This is a genomic window from Streptomyces sp. NPDC058751 (assembly GCF_042746485.1).
Classification (GTDB): Bacteria; Actinomycetota; Actinomycetes; order Streptomycetales; family Streptomycetaceae; genus Streptomyces.
Window position 1 is genome coordinate 109772 of record NZ_JBHYPZ010000016.1, and the last position, 17801, is coordinate 127572.

17 protein-coding genes are annotated in these 17801 nt (G+C 74.2%); 10 read left to right on the plus strand and 7 right to left on the minus strand.

Translation table 11 applies throughout. The annotated features are described in order from the left end of the window. The first annotated feature begins 42 nt into the window (after positions 1-42). The 4 genes from ACFW6B_RS17125 to ACFW6B_RS17140 all read left to right on the plus strand — a co-directional run bounded on the left by ACFW6B_RS17125 (position 43) and on the right by ACFW6B_RS17140 (position 4344). Positions 43-1371, plus strand: a complete 1329-nt coding sequence (locus ACFW6B_RS17125) for an NAD(P)/FAD-dependent oxidoreductase (protein WP_386596698.1) — start codon at positions 43-45, stop codon at positions 1369-1371. Continuing rightward, positions 1368-2099 (plus strand): DUF1365 domain-containing protein, encoded by a 732-nt coding sequence (locus tag ACFW6B_RS17130; protein ID WP_386596701.1) that lies wholly within the window; start codon positions 1368-1370, stop codon positions 2097-2099. Before ACFW6B_RS17125 ends, ACFW6B_RS17130 begins: the two co-directional genes overlap by 4 nt. Positions 2100-2167: 68 nt before the next feature. After that, positions 2168-3541: a class I SAM-dependent methyltransferase gene (locus ACFW6B_RS17135; protein ID WP_386596704.1), complete on the plus strand. Its 1374-nt coding sequence runs from the start codon at positions 2168-2170 to the stop codon at positions 3539-3541. After that, entirely contained in the window at positions 3538-4344 is an 807-nt protein-coding gene (locus tag ACFW6B_RS17140; protein ID WP_386596706.1) for a DUF1295 domain-containing protein, read from the plus strand. The genes ACFW6B_RS17135 and ACFW6B_RS17140 overlap by 4 nt, the downstream gene beginning before the upstream one ends. A gap of 90 nt (positions 4345-4434) precedes the next feature. Here the strand turns inward: ACFW6B_RS17140 and ACFW6B_RS17145 are convergent, their stop codons facing one another. The 3 genes from ACFW6B_RS17145 to ACFW6B_RS17155 form a co-directional block, all read right to left on the minus strand. Next, a complete protein-coding gene (locus ACFW6B_RS17145; protein ID WP_386596708.1) occupies positions 4435-5184 on the minus strand; it encodes an anti-sigma factor domain-containing protein in 750 nt (249 codons plus the stop codon). Further along, complete coding sequence (locus ACFW6B_RS17150) at positions 5181-5765, minus strand: sigma-70 family RNA polymerase sigma factor (protein WP_386596710.1); 585 nt, start codon at positions 5763-5765, stop codon at positions 5181-5183. Before ACFW6B_RS17150 ends, ACFW6B_RS17145 begins: the two co-directional genes overlap by 4 nt. A gap of 84 nt (positions 5766-5849) precedes the next feature. Then, on the minus strand, positions 5850-6443 hold the full coding sequence (locus ACFW6B_RS17155) for a sigma-70 family RNA polymerase sigma factor (RefSeq protein WP_386596712.1): 594 nt from the start codon (positions 6441-6443) through the stop codon (positions 5850-5852). A gap of 112 nt (positions 6444-6555) precedes the next feature. On the opposite strand from ACFW6B_RS17155, the gene ACFW6B_RS17160 reads away from it, so the two are divergent. Further along, positions 6556-7554, plus strand: coding sequence for a MerR family transcriptional regulator (locus ACFW6B_RS17160; RefSeq protein ID WP_386596713.1), 999 nt, complete (start codon positions 6556-6558; stop codon positions 7552-7554). Positions 7555-7621: 67 nt separating this feature from the next. On the opposite strand, the gene ACFW6B_RS17165 is transcribed toward ACFW6B_RS17160, so the two are convergent. The 3 genes from ACFW6B_RS17165 to ACFW6B_RS17175 form a co-directional block, all read right to left on the minus strand. Next, on the minus strand, positions 7622-8413 hold the full coding sequence (locus ACFW6B_RS17165; protein WP_386596715.1) for a DUF4142 domain-containing protein: 792 nt from the start codon (positions 8411-8413) through the stop codon (positions 7622-7624). 211 nt (positions 8414-8624) lie between these two features. Beyond that, a complete protein-coding gene (locus tag ACFW6B_RS17170; protein WP_386596717.1) occupies positions 8625-9998 on the minus strand; it encodes a cryptochrome/photolyase family protein in 1374 nt (457 codons plus the stop codon). Between the two features lie 261 nt (positions 9999-10259). Further along, positions 10260-11786, minus strand: coding sequence for an SDR family oxidoreductase (locus tag ACFW6B_RS17175; protein ID WP_386596719.1), 1527 nt, complete (start codon positions 11784-11786; stop codon positions 10260-10262). A gap of 177 nt (positions 11787-11963) precedes the next feature. On the opposite strand from ACFW6B_RS17175, the gene ACFW6B_RS17180 reads away from it, so the two are divergent. Beyond that, a complete protein-coding gene (locus tag ACFW6B_RS17180; protein WP_386596721.1) occupies positions 11964-12545 on the plus strand; it encodes a MarR family winged helix-turn-helix transcriptional regulator in 582 nt (193 codons plus the stop codon). Positions 12546-12717: 172 nt separating this feature from the next. Further along, positions 12718-14880, plus strand: coding sequence for an MMPL family transporter (locus tag ACFW6B_RS17185; RefSeq protein ID WP_386596723.1), 2163 nt, complete (start codon positions 12718-12720; stop codon positions 14878-14880). A gap of 129 nt (positions 14881-15009) precedes the next feature. Here ACFW6B_RS17185 and ACFW6B_RS17190 read toward each other — a convergent pair whose 3' ends face one another. After that, entirely contained in the window at positions 15010-15177 is a 168-nt protein-coding gene (locus tag ACFW6B_RS17190; protein ID WP_386596725.1) for a hypothetical protein, read from the minus strand. Between the two features lie 156 nt (positions 15178-15333). Here ACFW6B_RS17190 and ACFW6B_RS17195 point away from each other — a divergent pair, with 156 nt between their 5' ends. The 3 genes from ACFW6B_RS17195 (at position 15334) to ACFW6B_RS17205 (ending at position 17777) form a co-directional block, all read left to right on the plus strand. Next, positions 15334-15417 carry a putative leader peptide gene (locus ACFW6B_RS17195; RefSeq protein ID WP_386596799.1) on the plus strand — a complete coding sequence of 28 codons (84 nt, stop codon included), beginning with the start codon at positions 15334-15336 and terminating at the stop codon, positions 15415-15417. A 420-nt stretch (positions 15418-15837) separates the two neighbouring features. After that, the gene (ssuE, locus tag ACFW6B_RS17200) at positions 15838-16392 is read left to right on the plus strand and encodes an NADPH-dependent FMN reductase (protein WP_386596727.1); all 555 of its coding nucleotides are present in this window, start codon (positions 15838-15840) and stop codon (positions 16390-16392) included. 479 nt (positions 16393-16871) lie between these two features. Continuing rightward, positions 16872-17777, plus strand: a complete 906-nt coding sequence (locus ACFW6B_RS17205; RefSeq protein ID WP_386596729.1) for a universal stress protein — start codon at positions 16872-16874, stop codon at positions 17775-17777. The last annotated feature ends 24 nt before the right edge of the window (positions 17778-17801 follow it).

Genomic DNA, 17801 nt, shown 5'->3' on the forward strand with positions numbered 1-17801 from the left:
AGAGCCCGCTCCCCGGACGAGGAGCCGGGCGGGAGGAATCCGATGACGACGAGGCACCGGTCCGCGGACGCACCGGACGGCGGCGGGCACACCGGAGGGGAACGGCAGGGAGCGCTCGGGCGTACGGCCGTGATCGGCGGGGGAGTGGCCGGGCTCACCGCCGCCCACGTGCTGAGCCGTGAGCGGCCCGTGGCCCTCTACGAAGCGGACGACCGGCTCGGCGGGCACGCCCACACCCACGACCTGACCTCGTCCGACGGACGCCTGCACCGCGTCGACTCGGGCTTCATCGTGCACAACCGCCGCACCTACCCGAACCTGCTGCGGCTGTTCGCCGAACTCGGCGTCGCCACCCAGGAGTCCGAGATGAGCATGTCGGTGCGGTGCGAGGGGTGCGGCCTCCAGTACGCGGGCGCCCGGGGCCCCGCCGGTCTGTTCGCCCGCCCGCGCAACGCGCTGCGCGGCCCCTACCTGCGGATGCTCACCGAAGTGCCGGCGTTCCACCGCGCCGCCCGCCGACTGCTGGCCGAGGGCGCCGAAGACACCCTCACCCTGGGCGGGTTCATCGCCCGGCAGGGCTTCTCGCCCTATTTCACCCGCCACTTCATGACCCCGCTCGTCTCCGCCGTCTGGTCCTGCGACGCCGCCACGGCCCGCCGCCACCCGGCCGCCCACCTGTTCCGCTTCCTCGACCACCACGGCATGCTCTCGGTGGGCGGATCACCCGCCTGGCGCACGGTCACCGCGGGCTCCCGCTCCTACGTCGACCGGCTGGCCAAGAAGCTCGACGCGGTGCACACCTCCACTCCCGTCCGGGCCGTGCGCCGCCACGCCGACGGGGTGGACATCACCACCGAGGACGGCACCACCGCCTCGTACGGCTCCGTCGTCGTCGCGGTGCACCCCGGCCAGGCCCTTCGGCTCCTCGCCGACCCCACCCCCCTGGAACGCGAGGTGCTCGGGGCGTTCCGCTGCTCCCGCAACACCACCCTCCTCCACACCGACACCACGCTCCTGCCGAGCGCCCGCCTGGCACGGGCCTCCTGGAACTACCTGATGCCCGACTGCGACACCGGCGCGGACCGGGTCCGGGTCAGCTACGACATGAACCGGCTGCAACGCCTGGACGCGCCCGAGACGTTCGTCGTCACCCTCGGCGGCGAGGACCGCGTCGACCCGGCCCGGATCCTGGCCCGCATGGAGTACGAACACCCCGTCCACACCCCCGAGTCCGTCGCCGCCCAGCGACGGCTCCCCGCCCTGAACGGCCCGGTGACCGCGTACGCGGGCGCCTACCACGGCTGGGGCTTCCACGAGGACGGCTGCCGGTCCGGCGTGGAGGCGGCCGGGGCCCTGGGGGTGACCTGGTGACCGGCGTCCCCGCCCTCTACCCCTGCACGATCACGCACGTACGGACCGGACCCACCCGGTACGCGCTCCGCCACCGGACGTACATGTGGCTGACCGACCCCGACCAACCACCCGAACTGCCCCGTCCACTGCGCCCGTTGGCCCGCTTCGACCCCCGCGACCACTTCGACGGCGACCAGCCGTGCATCCGGGCGGGCCTGGACCGGTTCCTCGCCTCGCACGGCGTCGACCTGCACGGCGGACCGGTGCTGATGCTCGCCCACGCACGGGTCCTCGGCCACGTCTTCAACCCGCTGACCCTGTACTGGTGCCACGACCCCGACGGCACCGCCCGCTGCGTCGTCGCCGAGGTCCACAACACCTACGGCGAACGGCACTCCTACCTGCTGCGCCCCGACGGCGGCGGCACCGCCCGGACCGGCAAGGAGTTCTACGTGTCGCCGTTCTTCCCCGTCGACGGCGCCTACCGCATGCGTCTGCCCGAGCCCGGCAGCCGGCTCGACCTGACGGTCCATCTGGAACGCGCGGGCACCCGGCCCTTCACCGCGACCGTACGCGGAAGGCGCGGCAGCGCGACCGCCGGCGCGCTGCTGCGCCAGGCGCTGCGCCACCCGTGGTCCACCGTCGCCGTGTCCGCCGGCATCCGCCTCCACGGCATCCGCCTCTACCTGCGCGGACTGCCCGTCCAGCCCCGGCCCCCGCGACGAGCCCAGGAGAACGAGAGATGAGGACGGCCGAGCCCTGCCCCGCCGAGGAGGCACCCCGACGGGACACCGGCCCGCTTAGGGGGCTTCTGATGGATCTCCGCGGCGTCGCGACGCCCGGCACGCACTCTCGCCGCACCGGCCGAAAGCCCGAGTACGCCCAGTACGAGGGCTTCCAGCCGGCACGCCGAGAGCACGCACCGGACGCCGCTCCTTCCTCCACGGAGATCCATCAGAAACCCCCTGGCCGGCCGGACGCGGTGCCCCGGCCGCCGTCGTCGCGGGCCCGTACGGCCGTCACCCGCGCGGTGGTGCGCCGCGCGCTCGAACGGCTGCCGCTCCGGGCGCGGTTCGCCGACGGAACCAGCGCCGGTCTCGGCGGCCCGGTCGTCGAGATCCACGACCCGGCCGCCTTCCACGGCCGCATCGGCGCCCAAGGTCTCATCGGCTTCGGCGAGTCCTACATGGCGGGGGAGTGGGACGCGCCGGACCTGACCGCCGCGCTCACCGTGTTCGCGGGCAACGCGGCCCGGCTGGTCCCCGCCCCGCTGCAGAGGCTGCGCGGGCTCTGGGCGACGCGCCGGCCGGACGCCCAGCGCAACACCCCCACGGGAGCCCGCGACAACATCAGCCGCCACTACGACCTGTCCAACGACCTGTTCGCGCTCTTCCTCGACGACACCCTCAGTTACTCGGCGGCCCTCTTCGACGGCTTCCCCGCCACCTGGCCGCTGCTCGCCGCCGCCCAGCACCGCAAGATCGACCGGCTGCTGGACCTCGCCGGCGTGGGACCGGGCACCCACCTCCTCGAAATCGGCACCGGCTGGGGCGAACTGGCGATCCGCGCCGCCGCGCGCGGTGCCCGGGTCACCTCGCTCACCCTCTCCCGCGAACAACGGGCCCTGGCCCGTGAACGGGTCCGCGAGGCGGGACTCGACGGCCGGGTGAGCGTCGAACTGCGCGACTACCGCGAGGCCACCGGGACGTACGACGCCGTGGTCAGCGTCGAGATGATCGAAGCGGTGGGCGAGGAGTTCTGGCCCGTCTACTTCACCACCCTGGACGCGCGGCTCGCCCCCGGCGGCCGCGCCGCGCTCCAGGCGATCACCATGCCGCACGACCGCATGCTCGCCTCCCGCGACACCTTCACCTGGATCCAGAAGTACGTCTTCCCGGGAGGGCTGCTGCCCTCCGTGGAGGCGGTGGAAGAGGTGACCCGCGCGCACACCGGTCTGCGCGTCACCCGCAGGGACGCCTTCGGGACGCACTACGCGGAGACCCTGCGGCTGTGGCGCGAGCGGTTCACCGAACGGGCCGACGAGGTCGCGGCCCTCGGCTTCGACGAGACCTTCCGCCGGATGTGGACCTTCTACCTCGCCTACTCCGAAGCCGGATTCCGCTCCGGCTACCTGGACGTCCAGCAGTACCTGCTCACGAAGGAACCGGAGGAGGACCGTACGCCGTGAACGGATTCCCCTGGGAGGAGTTCGCCCGGAACCTCGCACTCGCGGCCGGCGCGGCGTTCGCCGTCATGCTCGTCACCTTCGCCGTCGCCGTACGCGGGGGACTGCACCGGATCGTCGACGTCGCCTGGGGGCTCGGCTTCACCGCGGTGGCCCTCGTCACCTTCCTGGCGTCCGCCGGTGAGGGCGACGAGGCCCGCCGCGTGCTCGTCACCGTCCTCACCTCGGTGTGGGGACTGCGGCTGGCCGCGCACATCGCGTGGCGCGGCCGGGGACACGGCGAGGACCCGCGCTACGAAGCCCTGCTGGCCAAGGCGCCCGGCAGCCGGAACCTCTACGCCCTGCGGATGGTCTACCTCCTGCAGGGCGCGCTCGTATGGCTGGTGTCGCTGCCCGTCCAGGCCGCGCAGTACGTTCCGGGGCCGCTCACGGGCCTCGCCTGGGCGGGCACCGCGCTGTGGGCCCTCGGACTGTTCTTCGAGGCGGTCGGCGACGCCCAGCTCGCCCGCTTCAAGGCCGACCCGGCGAACCGCGGCCGCCTCATGGACCGCGGCCTGTGGAGCTGGACCCGGCACCCCAACTACTTCGGCGACTTCTGCGTCTGGTGGGGCCTGTTCCTGCTCGCCTGCGACAGCCCGCAGTCGGCCGCCGTGGCCGTGGTCTCGCCGCTGGTGATGAGCTGCCTCCTGATCGGCGGCAGCGGGAAGCCGATGCTGGAGCGCCACATGGGGCGCCGCCCGGGCTACGCCGAGTACGCGGCGCGCACCAGCGGCTTCTTCCCGCTGCCACCACGGCCACGCCGCTGACCGGCCCCGGTGGACCGCGCCGCCGACCGGCCCCGGCGCGCGTGACGTGCCGGGGGCTCGTTCCGTCCCCCGGCCCGAGGGGACGAACGCTCAGAGGGGCAGACCCAGCAGGGCCACCGGCGCGGACGTCGGTCCCGGGGAGCCGCCGGCCGGTTCCACGGTGATCCCCACCCCGGACGCGCCGTCGACGGGCCCCTCCATCAGGACGGTCCCGGTGGTGCGGCCCGGGTCCATCAGCCCGGCGGACCGCATGGTGCCGGCGTCGTCGAACCACAACTGGTAGACCTTGCCGTCCGGCGGTCTCGCCATGTCCGAGGAGACGAACACCGCCCGGTCCCGGCTCCTGGACACCACGACCGTGCCGCTCGCCCCGTCCGCCAGTCTCGCCGTACGGGACTTCGCGTCGGGGGCGGTGAGGACCGCGGCCACCTGGTCCGCGCGCCGTTCGGCCCGCCGGGCCTGCTCCTGGGCGTCCTGGGCGCGTTCGTGCTGCCACACCGCCGTACCGCCCAGCGCGGCCGCCGCGGCCAGGGCCGCGGCGAGCGCCCGGCGCCCGGGCCGGCGCCGGCGGACGCCGGCCCGGGGAACCGCGAGGGGAAGGACGCGCGGCGGCTCCTGGCGGACCACGGTGATCCGCCGCATCACCCGGTCCTTGAGGGCGGGGTCCGGCGAAGCGGTGACGGCCAGGCCCAGGTGCGCGGTCGCGGCCCTCAGCTCAAGGACCTCCCGCGCGCAGTCGGCGCAGTCCGCGACGTGCCTCTCGAAACGCCCGCGTTCGTCGTCGGCCAGGGCGTGCAGCACGTACGCGCCGGTCAGCGTGTGCAGCTCCTCCGTCGTCACACCGTGACCCCCAGACAGTCACGCAGCCGGATCAGGCCGTCGCGCAGCCGGGTCTTGACCGTGCCGAGCGGAGTCGCCAGCAGCTCCGCCACCTCCCGGTAGGTCAGCCCGCGGTAGTAGGCCAGCGTCACCGACTGGCGCTGGAGCTCCGTCAGCGTGCGCAGACAGCGCCGTACCTGCTCACGTTCGAGGTGCGCCTCGACCTGCTCGGCCACCTCGTCGAACTCGGGCGTCCGGTCGAGGAGCGCCGCCCTGTGCTCCCGCGCCGCCGACGCCTCGACCGAGCGCACCCGGTCCACGGCCCGCTGATGGGTGAGGGTGAGCACCCAGTTCATGACCGACCCCCGCTCGGGTCGGTAGCGGGCCGCGGTCCGCCACACCTCGACCAGCACCTCCTGGGCGACCTCCTCCGACTGCGCCCGGTCGCGCAGCACCCTGCGCGCGATGCCCAGGACGGGACCCGCCACCACGTCGTACAGCGAGGCGAACGCCTCCTGGTCACCGCCGGCGACCCGGGTCATGAGATCCGGCAGGTCCGGCTCCGCGGACGGGTGACGTCCGATCTCCACGGCTTCCTTCACGATGTCGGTCCTCCAAGACGCTTCGACGGCCCGGACGCGGTCCGCAGCCGGTGGGCCGGAAAGACGGGAGCGGGCCGTCCGCGCTCAGACCTCGGCGACCGGGCGCAGACAGTCGCGGAGCTGGTGCATACCGCGCCGGGAGTGGCTCTTGACCGTGCCGAGGGGCCAGCCCGTGCGCTGGGCGATCTGGGTCTGGGTGAGGTCCTCGTAGAAGGCGAGGTGAAGCACCCGGCGCTGGGGTGTCGGGAGTTTGGCCAGCTCGTGCCGGACGAGGACGCGGTCGAGCGCGGCCTCGGGCCGGGTCCGGGTGTCGTCGGCGAGGACCAGGAGGGCGCCGGCCGCGCCCACCAGGTCGGTGCGCCGGGTCCGCGCGGACAGCGCGTCGGCGATCTTGCGCCGGGTGATGCCGACGAGCCACGCGGCCACCGGGCCGCGTTCGGGCCGGTAACCCCGCGCCCCGCGCCACACGGCGAGGAACACCTGCTGGGTGACGTCCTCCGCCTCGCGCGCGTCGCCGAGCGCGCGACGGGCGAGGGCCTGGACGAGGGGTGCCCAGCGCCGGTACGCGGTGGCCAGCGACGCCTCGTCCCCGTCGACGATGCCACGGGCCAGATCCACGTCGGTGATCGCGTCACCCGGCTCTGCGGTCGGGTGCTCGGCGGTCGGATCTGCGCTCATGGCCACGGCTCCTCGTTCCGGGAACTCCCTGTGCGGGCCCCGTGGAACCGATTGTGTGAACCGGGGGACAGAGGCGACAACTCGCATCGTTTCTGCGTCGTATAGTCGCCGTATGGGTGATGGCCGGCCGGATCGGGGGAGCGAACCGGGCGCGGGATCCGCCGAGGCCGGTGTCACCACCGGCGCGCTGGCCCGCCGCCTGGGAGTCTCGCCCACGACACTGCGTTCCTGGGACCGCAGGTACGGAATGGGACCCGCGGTCCGTTCCGACGGGAGGCACCGCCGCTGGACGCCCCGGGACGTGGCGGTGCTCGAGGAGATGTGCCGGCTGACCTCGGCCGGAGTGCCGCCCGCCGAGGCGGCCAGGGCCGCGAAGGGCGGGTCCGACCTCCCTGCTCAGCAGGACGGCGGCGCGGCCGGGGTGCCGGAGTCCCCGGCGCGGGCGGCCGGAGCGGAGTCCCTCGGGGACCCCCGGCAGGAGTGCAAGGGGCTCGCGCGCGCCGTCGTACGCCTCGACGCGCCTTCCGTGGAGGACCAGTTGACCTCGCTCGTCGAGCGGCACGGCGTGGTCGTCGGCTGGGAGGAGGTGATGGTGCCGACCCTGCACGCGGTGGGCCGCAAGTGGGAGTCCGCCGGGGACCGTTACGTGGAGGTGGAGCACCTGCTGTCGTGGCACATCTCCCGGGTGCTGCACCGGGCTTCGGGACCGGCGGGCCCCGGAGCGCCGGTCACCGGGGCGGGGCCGGTCCTGCTGGCCTGTGTGCCGGGCGAGCAACACTGCCTTCCGCTGGAGGCGTTGCACGCGGGGCTGGTCGAACGGGGCCTGCCCACGCGGATGTTCGGCCCCGCCGTGCCCCCGGAGGCGCTGACCGCGGCGGTGCGGCGGCTGGGGCCGGTCGCCGTCGTGCTGTGGTCGCAGACCCGTTCCACCGCCGACCGCCCCCTGGCCCGGCACATCGCGGCCATGTCATGGGGGGTCAAGGGCGCCCGGGGGCGTCCCGCCGTCCTTCTCGGCGGCCCCGGCTGGGCCGGACGCCCGGAGCAGGGCATGCTCCGGCCGGCGGGTCTGCGAGAGGCGCTCACTACGCTGGCGGGCCTGGCCGAGGGCTGAGACGCAAAGCGGCCGCCCTCGCGGAACTTCCGCTCGGACGGCCACCGTCGGCCGGGTCTCGTGGGGGTCAGCCCACCGTCGGCGTCGGAGAGGGCAGCGCGGCTCCCGGGGGCTGCGACGCCCCGCCGGCGGGCTGCGACGTCGCGCCGGCCGCGGGCTGCGACACCCCGCCCGCCGGAGGCGTCAGGACGACCTCGGGCTCGCCGGGCTGCGGCGCGGGAGGCGTCAGGTTGACCGCGGGCACCTTCGGGGCGGTGGTCTCCTGGATGATCACCTGGTCGAAGTCGACCAGGCCGGTCTTCTCCATCACGGTGATGTGGTCCAGCACGGTGTCGTTGGCCTGGTCGGCGAGCTGCCGCACGAGCGAGTTCTGGGTCGTGGCGCGGATCTTCGCCACGGTCGAGAAGATCTGCCCGTGGGTGATGCGCAGGATGTTGGCGAACTCGGTGTTGAACTTCGAGCCGGAGTTCGCGCTCAGCGTCGACACGAAGCCCTGCTGCTGCGGGGACGGCTTGTTGGGCAGCGTGATGCCGAGTTCCTTGGCTATCTTGCGGCTCGTGGCGTCGAGGCCCGCGTGACCCGAGATCAGGTGCTCGCCCGCCGTGCGGACCTCCGGTGTGGTCCCCTTCTGCAGGGCCAGCTGTCCGACCGGGTACTCCCACAGTCCCGCCGCGCGCACCTTGACGACGAAGTCGCGGTCGGCCTCGGTCAGCGGTCCCGAGGACGGATTGGCGATGACGTTGACCGTGGTGGCGGACGTGGTCTCGACCCCCAGCAGGGCCGGATAGGCGAGCGCGGCCAGGGTCAGCGTCAACGCACCGGTCACGGCGAGAGTTCCCATGTTCCGTGTAATGCGCATTGAACAGCCTCCTGGTGGCGGGTACGGCGGTCCCGGAGCCGTCGGCTCCGGGGTGGCCGCGCGATGGATCCGGTGCGCGCGGACCCGGTACGAGTGGTTCGGACGACCATCAGTACGTCGGCGCACCGATGCGGAATCTCTACAACAGGTAAAATCCTCGGCAGTTTATCTCCGGCTCGGCCCGTTCACGCACGGGGTCGTGGTGTCGCCCTCAGTCCAGGCCGCGGGCCCTCCTGAACCGGGCCAGCCCCTCGGACAGGCCGACGATCGGTTCCGGATAACCGCGGGCCGCCCGGCCCGGATCCCGGAGCTTCCACGGCTCGTGCACGGCATGCCCGGAAATGTCCGCCAACTCGGGTACCCAGCGCCGTACGTACGCCCCGTCCGGGTCGTGACGCCTGGCCTGGGCCAGCGGGTTCAGGACACGGTTGGGCCGACTGTCCGTGCCCGTTCCCGCCATCCACTGCCAGTTGAGCTGGTTGTCGGCGACGTCGCCGTCCACCAGCAGGTCCAGGAAGTGCCGGGCCCCGACCCGCCAGTCCACGTACAGCGTCTTGGCCAGGAAGCTCGCGGTGAGCAGGCGCCCCCGGTTGTGCATCCAGCCCTCGTGGCGCAGCTGCCGCATCGCGGCGTCCACCACCGGATAGCCGGTCCGCCCCTCGCGCCACGCCTCGACGTCCTCCCGCGCCTCGGCCTCCGAGCGCCAACGGTCGTGCCGGGGACGGTAGTCGGCGGCGGACGCGTCAGGCCGGGCCGCGAGCACCTGGTGGTGGAAGTCCCGCCAGGCCAGCTGCCGTACGAACGCCTCGGCGCCCGGACCGCCCACGCCGCGCGCCCGGTGGACCAGTTCGGCCGGCGACAGCGTGCCGAAGTGCAGATGGGGGGAGAGCCGGGAGGTGGCGTCGCCGGGCAGGTCGTCGTGGCGGTCCTCGTACGCCCCGATCCCGCTCCGCAGCCAGGCCGTCAGTCGTTTCCTGGCCTCCTTCTCGCCGCCCCGGGCCAGCCCCTCGGACACGCCGGACACGTCCGAGCGCGAGGGGATCGCCTCCGAACCGACGCCGTCCGGCACCCGGACGGCCCTGGGGGCCGCGACCGGGTCCCGCAACGGCTGTCGCGCCCATTGCCGGTGGTACGGCGTGAAGACGGCGAAGTGGTCGGAGGACGCCGGGGTCACCGCGCCGGGGGCGAGCGCGGTGACCACCGCGTCGTGGACGTACAGGCGTCGGCCGTCCGCCTCCAGGGCGGCGCGCAGGCGCTCCTCCCTGCGGTGCGCGTACGCGCTGGCTCCCGCCGCGACGTGCACCGCGGCGGCGCCGGTCTCGGCGGCGGTCCCGGCGACCTCCGCCGCCACGTCGCCGGAGCGCACCACCAGCCGGCCGCCGCGCTCGCGCAGCCCGGCGTCCAGGTCCGCCAGACAGTCGGCGAGGAACGCCATCCGGTTGGGGGCCGTGAACCCGGCGTCCGCGACGGCGTCGTCGCGGACGAAGAGCGGCACCACCGCGTCCGAACCGTCGAGGGCGGCCCGCAGCGGCGGGTGGTCGTGCAGGCGCAGGTCGGCGGTGAACAGGACGATCGAGACGCTCATGGGACGGCTCCGGGGCGGTGCTGGGAGGGGTACGGCATTCGGTCTGCTTCGGCTGCGGGAACGCGTGCGGATGCGCTCCGGACGGCTCGCGCGGACGGGCCCTCGCGCCGGTCCCTCGCGGATGCGGGGGCACCGGCGGCGCGGGCACGGGCCGGGCGCCGCGGGCGCCGGCGAGCGCGCCGGGGAGCGGCCGGGGTGCCGGCGAGCGCGGCGTGGGCGTCCCGGGCGGCTGCGGGGAGCGGGGCACGGTGCCGCCGCGGGTCAGCGGGCGAGCGCGGGGGCCGTCGCGTCGGCGGGGGTGTTCCCGGCGGCCAGGGCGATGTTCCGGGCCATGCCGCCGAACACCACGGTGTGGAACGGCGAGACGCTCCACCAGTACAGGTGCCCGAGCAGCCCGTGCGGATGGAACAGGGCCCGCTGCCGGTAGCGCGTACGCCCGTCGTCCGTCACGTCGGCGTACATCTCCAGCCACGCCAGTCCCGGCAGCCTCATCTCCGCCCGCAGCCGCAGCAGACGGCCCGGCTCGATCTCCTCCACCCGCCAGAAGTCGAGGGAGTCGCCCACCCGCAGCCGGCCGGCGTCCCGGCGCCCGCGCCGCAGCCCCACCCCGCCCACCAGCCGGTCCATCCAGCCGCGCACCGCCCAGGCGAGCGGGAAGGAGTACCAGCCGTTGTCCCCGCCGATGCCCTCGATCACCCGCCACAGGCTCCGCGGCGACGCGTCCACGGTCAGTTCGCGTTCGTCCGTGTAGAGGCTGCCGCCGGCCCAGTCGGGGTCGGTGGGCAGCGGGTCGCTGGCCGTCCCGGGGTACGACGCCGACGACCAGCGGGTGGTCACCTGCGCGTCGCGCACCCGCTGGAGCGCCAGGGTGACCGCCGCGTCGAAGCCGATCGGCCGGCCCGGAGGATCGGGAACGTACCGGACGATGTCGTGCTCGTGGCACACGACCTCGTGGCGCAGCGACTCGGTGAGCGGGCGCGCGATCGACGCGGGCACCGGGGTGACCAGTCCGACCCAGTGACTGGACAGCCGGGGCGTGAGCACCGGCACCGGGAAGATGAGCCTGCGCGGCAGGCCGGCGACGGCCGCGTACCGCCGCATCATCTCCAGGTACGTGAGGACGTCGGGACCGCCGATGTCGAAGGCGCGGTTGACCTCCGGGGGCATCCCGGCGCTGCCGACCAGGGTGCGCAGCACGTCGCGCACGCCCATCGGCTGGATCCGGGTGTGCACCCAGCTCGGCGTCACCATCACCGGCAGCCGCTCGGTGAGATAGCGCAGCATCTCGAAGGAGGCCGAGCCGGAGCCGATGATCACCGCGGCGCGCAGCACGGTGGTCGGTACGCCCGACTCCAGCAGGATGCGCCCCACCTCGGCCCGGGACCTCAGGTGCGGCGACAGCTCCCGGACCGGAACGCCCTCGGGGGTGAGACCGCCCAGGTAGACGATCCGCCGCACGCCCGCCGCACGTGCCCGCTCGCCGAAGATCCGGGCCGCCCTGCGGTCCGTCTCCTCGAAGTCGCGGCCCGTGCCGAGCGCGTGCACGAGGTAGTAGGCGACCTCGCAGTCGCGCAGCGCGTCGGCGACCGAGCCGGCGTCCGTGACGTTGCCGCGCACGACCTCCGCCTCGCCCGCCCAGGGATAGTCGCGCAGCTTGGCGGGCGAGCGGGCCAGACAGCGCACCCGGTACCCCTCGGCCAGCAGTTCGGGTACCAGCCGTCCGCCGATGTAGCCGGTGGCACCGGTCACCAGACACCGGGGGCCGGTGCCTGTCTCCTCGTCGCTCATGGGTCCTCCGTCGGTCGCCGTCGGGCCCCCTCGGGGACCTCCTCCCTCCCTGATCCCTTCCCCCCGGGAACCGCCCGCGGATGCGCCGTACGGGGTGGTCACCGGGCACCGGGGCCCGGACGGAAAGGTGCCGGGTACCCGGGCGGAGAGGCGTCAAGGCTTCTATAGGCTGATCACGTGGCCAGACGAGACGACCCCGACGACCGGACGGACGGCGCGGACCCCGGCGCGGACCCCGGCGCGGACCCCGGTGCGGACCCCGGCGCGGACCCCGGTGCGGACCCCGGCGCGGGCCGCGGGCGGGACCGGAGCGCGGCGACGGACCTCCACACCTTCGCGGTCGAACTGCGCCGGCTGAACGGCGAGATCAACCGGCTGGTGCACGGCTTCGCCGGGGAACACGGCCTGCACGCGACGGACGTCCTGGCGCTCGCGGCGATCCTCGACGCCCCCGAGCCGCTCACGCCCGGACGGCTGCGCGAGCACCTCGGACTCACCTCGGGCGCGGTCACCGCGTGTCTGGACCGGCTCGAACGCGCGGGCCACATCCGGCGCGTCCGGGAGAGCCCCGACCGCAGGGTGGTCCACCTCCACTACGTCCCCGACGCGAGGTCGGCCGCGCGCGCCCACTTCCGGCCGCTCGCCGACGTCACGGCGAGCGTGCGGTCCGGTTTCAGTGAGGACGAGTTGTCCGTGGTCCTCCGTTTCCTGGCGACGATGAACGAACAGCTCTCGGCCGTACGCTCACCCGGTCGCTGAACCCGCAGGCGCGGGCGGGCCCTCGTCCCGGGTGCGAACGGTCGCCGTCCGCCGCATCCGTACGGCCGCCGGGGCGGGAATCCGGGGCATGGTCTACGATCTGGCCCCGAGATATCTCAATGATTGAGATTGTCATTCATCGAGACACCTGTCGGCGAAAATCTGGAGAGCGATGTCCCTCACCCCGCGACGAGCCCTGTGGCTGATCCCCGTCGTCCTGCTCGTCGCCTGGCTCGGCATCGGAGGCGCCCTCGGCCCCTACGCCGGCCGGCTCGGCGAGGTCTCCACCAACGACCAGGCCGCCTTCCTGCCGCGCAGCGCCGAGTCCACGAAGGTGGTGGTCCAGCAGCGTGCCTTCCAGCAGGACGGGACGCTGCCCGCGATCGTCGTGTGGACCGTGGAGGGCGACGCCTCCGCCGGGGCCCGGCAGTCCGCCGCGACCCGCGCGCTCGCCGGTCTCGCCGGCACCCCCGGCGTGGTCGGCCGGCCCTCGCCCGCCCTGCCCTCGCAGGACGGCAAGGCCCTGGAGGGCGTCGTCCAGCTCAGGACCGACCTCGGCAAGCAGCTCCCCGAGACCGTCGAACGCATTCGTACCGCCGCCGCAGGCGTCCCGGGCACGACGGCGTGGATCGCCGGACCCGCGGCCAGCCAGGCCGACCTCGGCGACGCCTTCGCCGGGGTCGACGGACTGCTCCTCGGCGTGGCCCTCGCCACCGTCCTCGTCATCCTGCTGCTCGTCTACCGCAGCGTGCTCCTGCCCTTCCTCATCATCCTCGGATCGGTGTTCGCGCTCGGCCTGTCCTGCGCCGTCGTCTACGTCCTCGCCGACCACGACGTCGTACGCGTCGACGGGCAGGTCCAGGGCATCCTCTCGATCCTCGTGATCGGCGCCGCGACCGACTACGCCCTCCTGCTCAGCGCCCGCTTCCGCGAGGAACTCGCCCTGACCCCGGACCGGTTCGCGGCCGCCCGGGAGGCGCTGCGGCAGTCCTGGGGCGCGATCGTCGCGAGCGCGGGAACGGTCGCCCTCGGACTCCTGGCGCTGCTGCTCAGCGACCTGACGAACAACCGGGCGCTCGGTCCCGTGGGCGCCATCGGCGTGGCCTGCGCCGCGCTCAGCTCCCTCACCTTCCTGCCCGCCGTCCTGGTGCTCCTCGGCCGCGCCGCCTACTGGCCGGCCAAGCCCCGCCGGGCCGGCTCGGTGAGCACCGGCGACGGCATCTGGAACCGGGTCGCGGCGCTGGTCGACCGCGCGCCGCGCAAGGTCTGGGCGACGGCCCTGGCCGGGCTCCTCGCCTGCGCGGCCTTCGCGCCCACCCTGACCGCGAAGGGCATCCCACTCTCCGAGATCTTCGTCAACGACGCGCCGTCGGTCGCCGCCCAGGAGACCCTCGGGCGGCACTTCCCCGGCGGCTCGGGCAACCCCGCCGTGATCATCGCGAACGCGGACCGCGTCGGGCAGGTCACGTCCGCGGCACGCGCGACGGACGGTGTCGCGTCGGCCGCCGCGGTGACGGAGTCCGGGCGGCCCGGCGGGGGAGCGCCCCGGATCGTCGACGGCCGGGTCCGTGTCGACGTCACGCTGCGGTCCGCCGCGGACAGCGACGCCGCCAAGGCCACGGTCGCCCGGCTGCGCACCGCGGTGCACGCCGTACCGGGCGCCGACGCGCTCGTGGGCGGTTACGCGGCCCAGCAGTACGACACCCGGCAGACCGCCGAACGCGACCGCGCGCTCATCGTGCCGGTGGTCCTCGCCATCATCCTGGTCATCCTGACCGTCCTGCTCCGCTCGCTGCTCATGCCGGTGCTCCTGGTGGCCACGGTGGCGCTCAACTTCCTCGCCACGCTGGGCATCTCGTCGCTGGTGTTCCGGCACGGGTTCGGTTTCACCGGCACCGACGCGTCCGTGCCGCTGTACGGCTTCGTGTTCCTGGTGGCCCTGGGCGTCGACTACAACATCTTCCTGATGTCCCGGGTCCGCGAGGAGTCGTTGCGTCACGGGGTGCGCCAGGGTGTGCTGCGCGGACTCGTGGCCACCGGCGGGGTGATCACCTCGGCGGGTGTGGTGCTGGCCGCGACCTTCGCCGCCCTCGGGGTGATCCCGCTGGCCTTCCTGGTGCAGATCGCCTTCATCGTCGCCTTCGGCGTCCTGCTCGACACCCTGGTCGTCCGCTCCCTGCTCGTGCCCGCCCTGGTCCGTGACATCGGCCGCCGGGCGTGGTGGCCGGGGACGCTCAGCCGCGGACCCGGGGCCGGACCCGGGCCGGCGTCCGCGCCCGGAGCCCGGGAGGACGGGCGCGCCGAGGTGCGCGAGGCCGAGTCGCGGCAAGCCTGATCAGATCTGCCTGATCCGGCCTGTCCGGTCCGGCCGGCCTGTCCTGTCCGGCCGGACCGGTACGAACGATCCGGTACGAACGGTCCGCTCGCGTGGTTCCCGCGGGCGGACCGTCCGCCGTTGCGCGGCTCAGTCCTCGTCGCCGGCCGGAACCACCACGAGGAACGCGTCCGAGTCCAGATCCATCACGACCGTCGCCCGCAGGCCCTCCGTACGGCGTCGGGCCGCGTACTCCTCCGCGGTCCAGGATCCGCGCGGAGCCCCGGCGGGAAATCGTTCCAGTACCTCTGTGCCCATGGCGGCAGACACCTCCGGCTCTGACAGCGGACCCGGCTCGGAGGGTCCCGTGGGATGCGGTTGCCCGGGTTCCACCGAGACATGTCATGTTCCGGGATGCGAGACCGGACGGCCGTTCCTTGACTGCCCGCGTCCTGGGCTGCGACGATCTCCGCCATGAAGAAGCGACTGGACCTCACGCGGCGACGCCACGTCGACCTCGCGCGTGTCTGCAGCGCCTTCTGTCGCCGCGAAGCCTGACGATCCCGGCCGCGGCTCCTTCGCCCGGGTCCGTCCCCCACGGTGACCGCTTCCCAGCGCGATCCGGCGTCTCCCCTTCTCTCTCCCCTTGCTCCGGCACCCGAACTCCGGCTGATTCCGGCTGAGTTCGCGAACCCCGGCGCGTTCCGGACAGCCGCCGGCACCCGGTGCCGCGCCGCGGTCCGCGCCGCGCCGAGGTCCGACCGCCTCGCGGAGAGCGGGAGTCCGTCCGGACTCAGGCCCGTTTCCAGCGTGCCGCGCATGCGGAGTGCGAGCCTGGCCTGTCTCCGTACCGCTTCCCGCCCGCCCGCCCGCCTGTCCGCCCGTCCGGCAGTCCGCCGACCCGGCACCCGGGTCACGGAACCCATCCGCGAGCCCGTTCGCGGTCCCCATCCGGAACTCGTTCACGAAAGAGGACTCATGGCCACCGTCCTGTCCGTCTCCGGCAGCCCCTCGGTCTCCTCGCGCACCGCCAGGCTCCTGCGCCACCTCGACGCCCGGCTTGCCGCACAGGGCCACGACGTGATCCCCCTCGACGTCCGTACGATCCCCGCCGAGGCGTTGCTCGGCGCGGACTTCCGGCACCCCGCCATAGTCGAGGCGGCCGAACTGTTCGCCCGTGCCGACGGCGTGGTCGTCGCCACCCCTGTCTACAAGGCCGCCTACTCCGGGGTCCTGAAGGCCCTGCTCGACCTGCTCCCGCAGTACGCCCTGACCGGGAAGACCGTGCTGCCGCTGGTGACGGGAGGCAGTACCGCCCATGTGCTCGCCCTGGACTACGCGCTCCGTCCGGTCCTCAACTCCATGGGAGCGGCGCACATTGTGCAGGGCTGGTTCACCCTCGACAAGGACATCACCACGGGCCAGGACGGGAGTGTGACCGTGGCGCCGGGCAGTGCCGAGGCCCTGGCCCAGGTGGTGGACCAGTTCTCGAGGGTCCTCGGCGGCACGCCCCTGCTCGCCGCCACGGGCTGACGCCGACGGGCACCCGCCGGCGCACCGGGTCCCACCCTCCGTCGCAGGACGGGCGCCGACCGCGGCCCGCCCGGGACGGGGCCCGCCCTGATCGGCGGTGTCGCGGTGCGCGTCTCCCCGATCACGGGCATCGTGGTGACGTGACCGATGCGGGTGGCACCGAGGCCGCCGGCCCGGCACCCGCCGGACGGCTCGCGGGGCCGCCGGTGAACCCGTTCGCCGGCCACCACCTCGTCCCCGCCGTCCTGACCGTCCTCGCACCGGACTCGGCGGGCGACACCCGGGACCGGCGGACTCTCCGGTCCGGGCTTCCTGCCGTCCGCACAGGCCGCAGGACGCGCCGTCGGGGCCCGCTCCGGGGGCGCCCGCACGGGCCGAACGGTCCGCACCGGGGACCTGCGGCCCCTGCCCTGCCCGACCGTTCGACACGATGCTGGAACCGGAACCCCACCGGGCCACCGACTCAGGAGGTGGACATCATGCCCCGCACCGTCACCGTGGGCCTCGACGGTTCTCCCGAGAGTCTCGCCGCCGTCGAATGGGCGGCCCGCGAGGCGCGGCTGCGCGGTCTGCCGGTCAGACTGGTCAACGTGTGGGAACCGGACCCCGGCCCCCTGGCCCAGGCACCGCTGCTCGGCGCCGAGACCCACCAGCACTGGAGCGAGAGGATCCCGCGCGAGGCCGCCGAAGGGGTGAGGGCACGCCACCCGGGAGTCCACGTCACGGTGGAGCAGCTCTCGGGCCGGCCCGCCGAGGTGCTGCTGAAGGCCGCCGACGACGCCGAACTCCTGGTCCTCGGCACGCGAGGGCTCAGCGGGGTGGGCGGTTTCATGGTCGGCTCGGTCGGACTGGCCGTCGTGGCGCACGTCGGGCGGCCCGTGGTCCTCGTGCGCGCCGGTGAACAGGCCGCCGACGAGCACCTGCCGGACCCGACGGGCATCCCGTCCGCCGCGGCGCCCTTCCGCCCCGTCGTGCTCGGACTCGACATCGGCGCCCCGGACGACGAGCTGACCGGTTTCGCCTTCGAGGCGGCCCTCCTGCGCGCCACGGCGCTGCGGGCCGTGCACTCCTGGAACGAGCCGCCCTACATCGCGTACGGGCTGCCGGCGGACCTGAGGCTGAACTACCGGCTCGCCGCCGAGGACGCCGCCGTCATGACCGCGGCCCTGCGGACCTGGCGCGACAAGTACCCGGCCGTCGAGATCATCGAGGACTCCCTGTCGGGGAAGCCGGCCAGCCACCTCGTGGACGCCTCCCGGGAGGCGTCGCTCGTGGTCGTGGGCCGCAGGATCCGCCGTGCCGCGCCCGGCGCGCACATCGGGCCCGTCACGCACGCCGTGCTCCACCACGCCACCGCCCCCGTGGCGGTCGTTCCGCACCCGTGATCGCAGCGGGCCGTCCCCGGCCCC

Excerpts from the sequence above, each read along its gene's own strand:
- ACFW6B_RS17175 (WP_386596719.1), bottom strand. The coding sequence starts at position 11,786 with ATGAGCGACGAGGAGACAGGCACCGGCCCCCGGTGTCTGGTGACCGGT.
- ACFW6B_RS17195 (WP_386596799.1), top strand. The coding sequence starts at position 15,334 with ATGAAGAAGCGACTGGACCTCACGCGGCGACGCCACGTCGACCTCGCG.
- ACFW6B_RS17155 (WP_386596712.1), bottom strand. The coding sequence starts at position 6,443 with ATGAGCGCAGATCCGACCGCCGAGCACCCGACCGCAGAGCCGGGTGAC.
- ACFW6B_RS17165 (WP_386596715.1), bottom strand. The coding sequence starts at position 8,413 with ATGCGCATTACACGGAACATGGGAACTCTCGCCGTGACCGGTGCGTTG.
- ACFW6B_RS17185 (WP_386596723.1), top strand. The coding sequence starts at position 12,718 with ATGTCCCTCACCCCGCGACGAGCCCTGTGGCTGATCCCCGTCGTCCTG.
- ACFW6B_RS17160 (WP_386596713.1), top strand. The coding sequence starts at position 6,556 with ATGGGTGATGGCCGGCCGGATCGGGGGAGCGAACCGGGCGCGGGATCC.
- ACFW6B_RS17135 (WP_386596704.1), top strand. The coding sequence starts at position 2,168 with ATGGATCTCCGCGGCGTCGCGACGCCCGGCACGCACTCTCGCCGCACC.
- ACFW6B_RS17190 (WP_386596725.1), bottom strand. The coding sequence starts at position 15,177 with ATGGGCACAGAGGTACTGGAACGATTTCCCGCCGGGGCTCCGCGCGGA.
- ssuE (WP_386596727.1), top strand. The coding sequence starts at position 15,838 with ATGGCCACCGTCCTGTCCGTCTCCGGCAGCCCCTCGGTCTCCTCGCGC.
- ACFW6B_RS17125 (WP_386596698.1), top strand. The coding sequence starts at position 43 with ATGACGACGAGGCACCGGTCCGCGGACGCACCGGACGGCGGCGGGCAC.
- ACFW6B_RS17205 (WP_386596729.1), top strand. The coding sequence starts at position 16,872 with ATGCCCCGCACCGTCACCGTGGGCCTCGACGGTTCTCCCGAGAGTCTC.
- ACFW6B_RS17170 (WP_386596717.1), bottom strand. The coding sequence starts at position 9,998 with ATGAGCGTCTCGATCGTCCTGTTCACCGCCGACCTGCGCCTGCACGAC.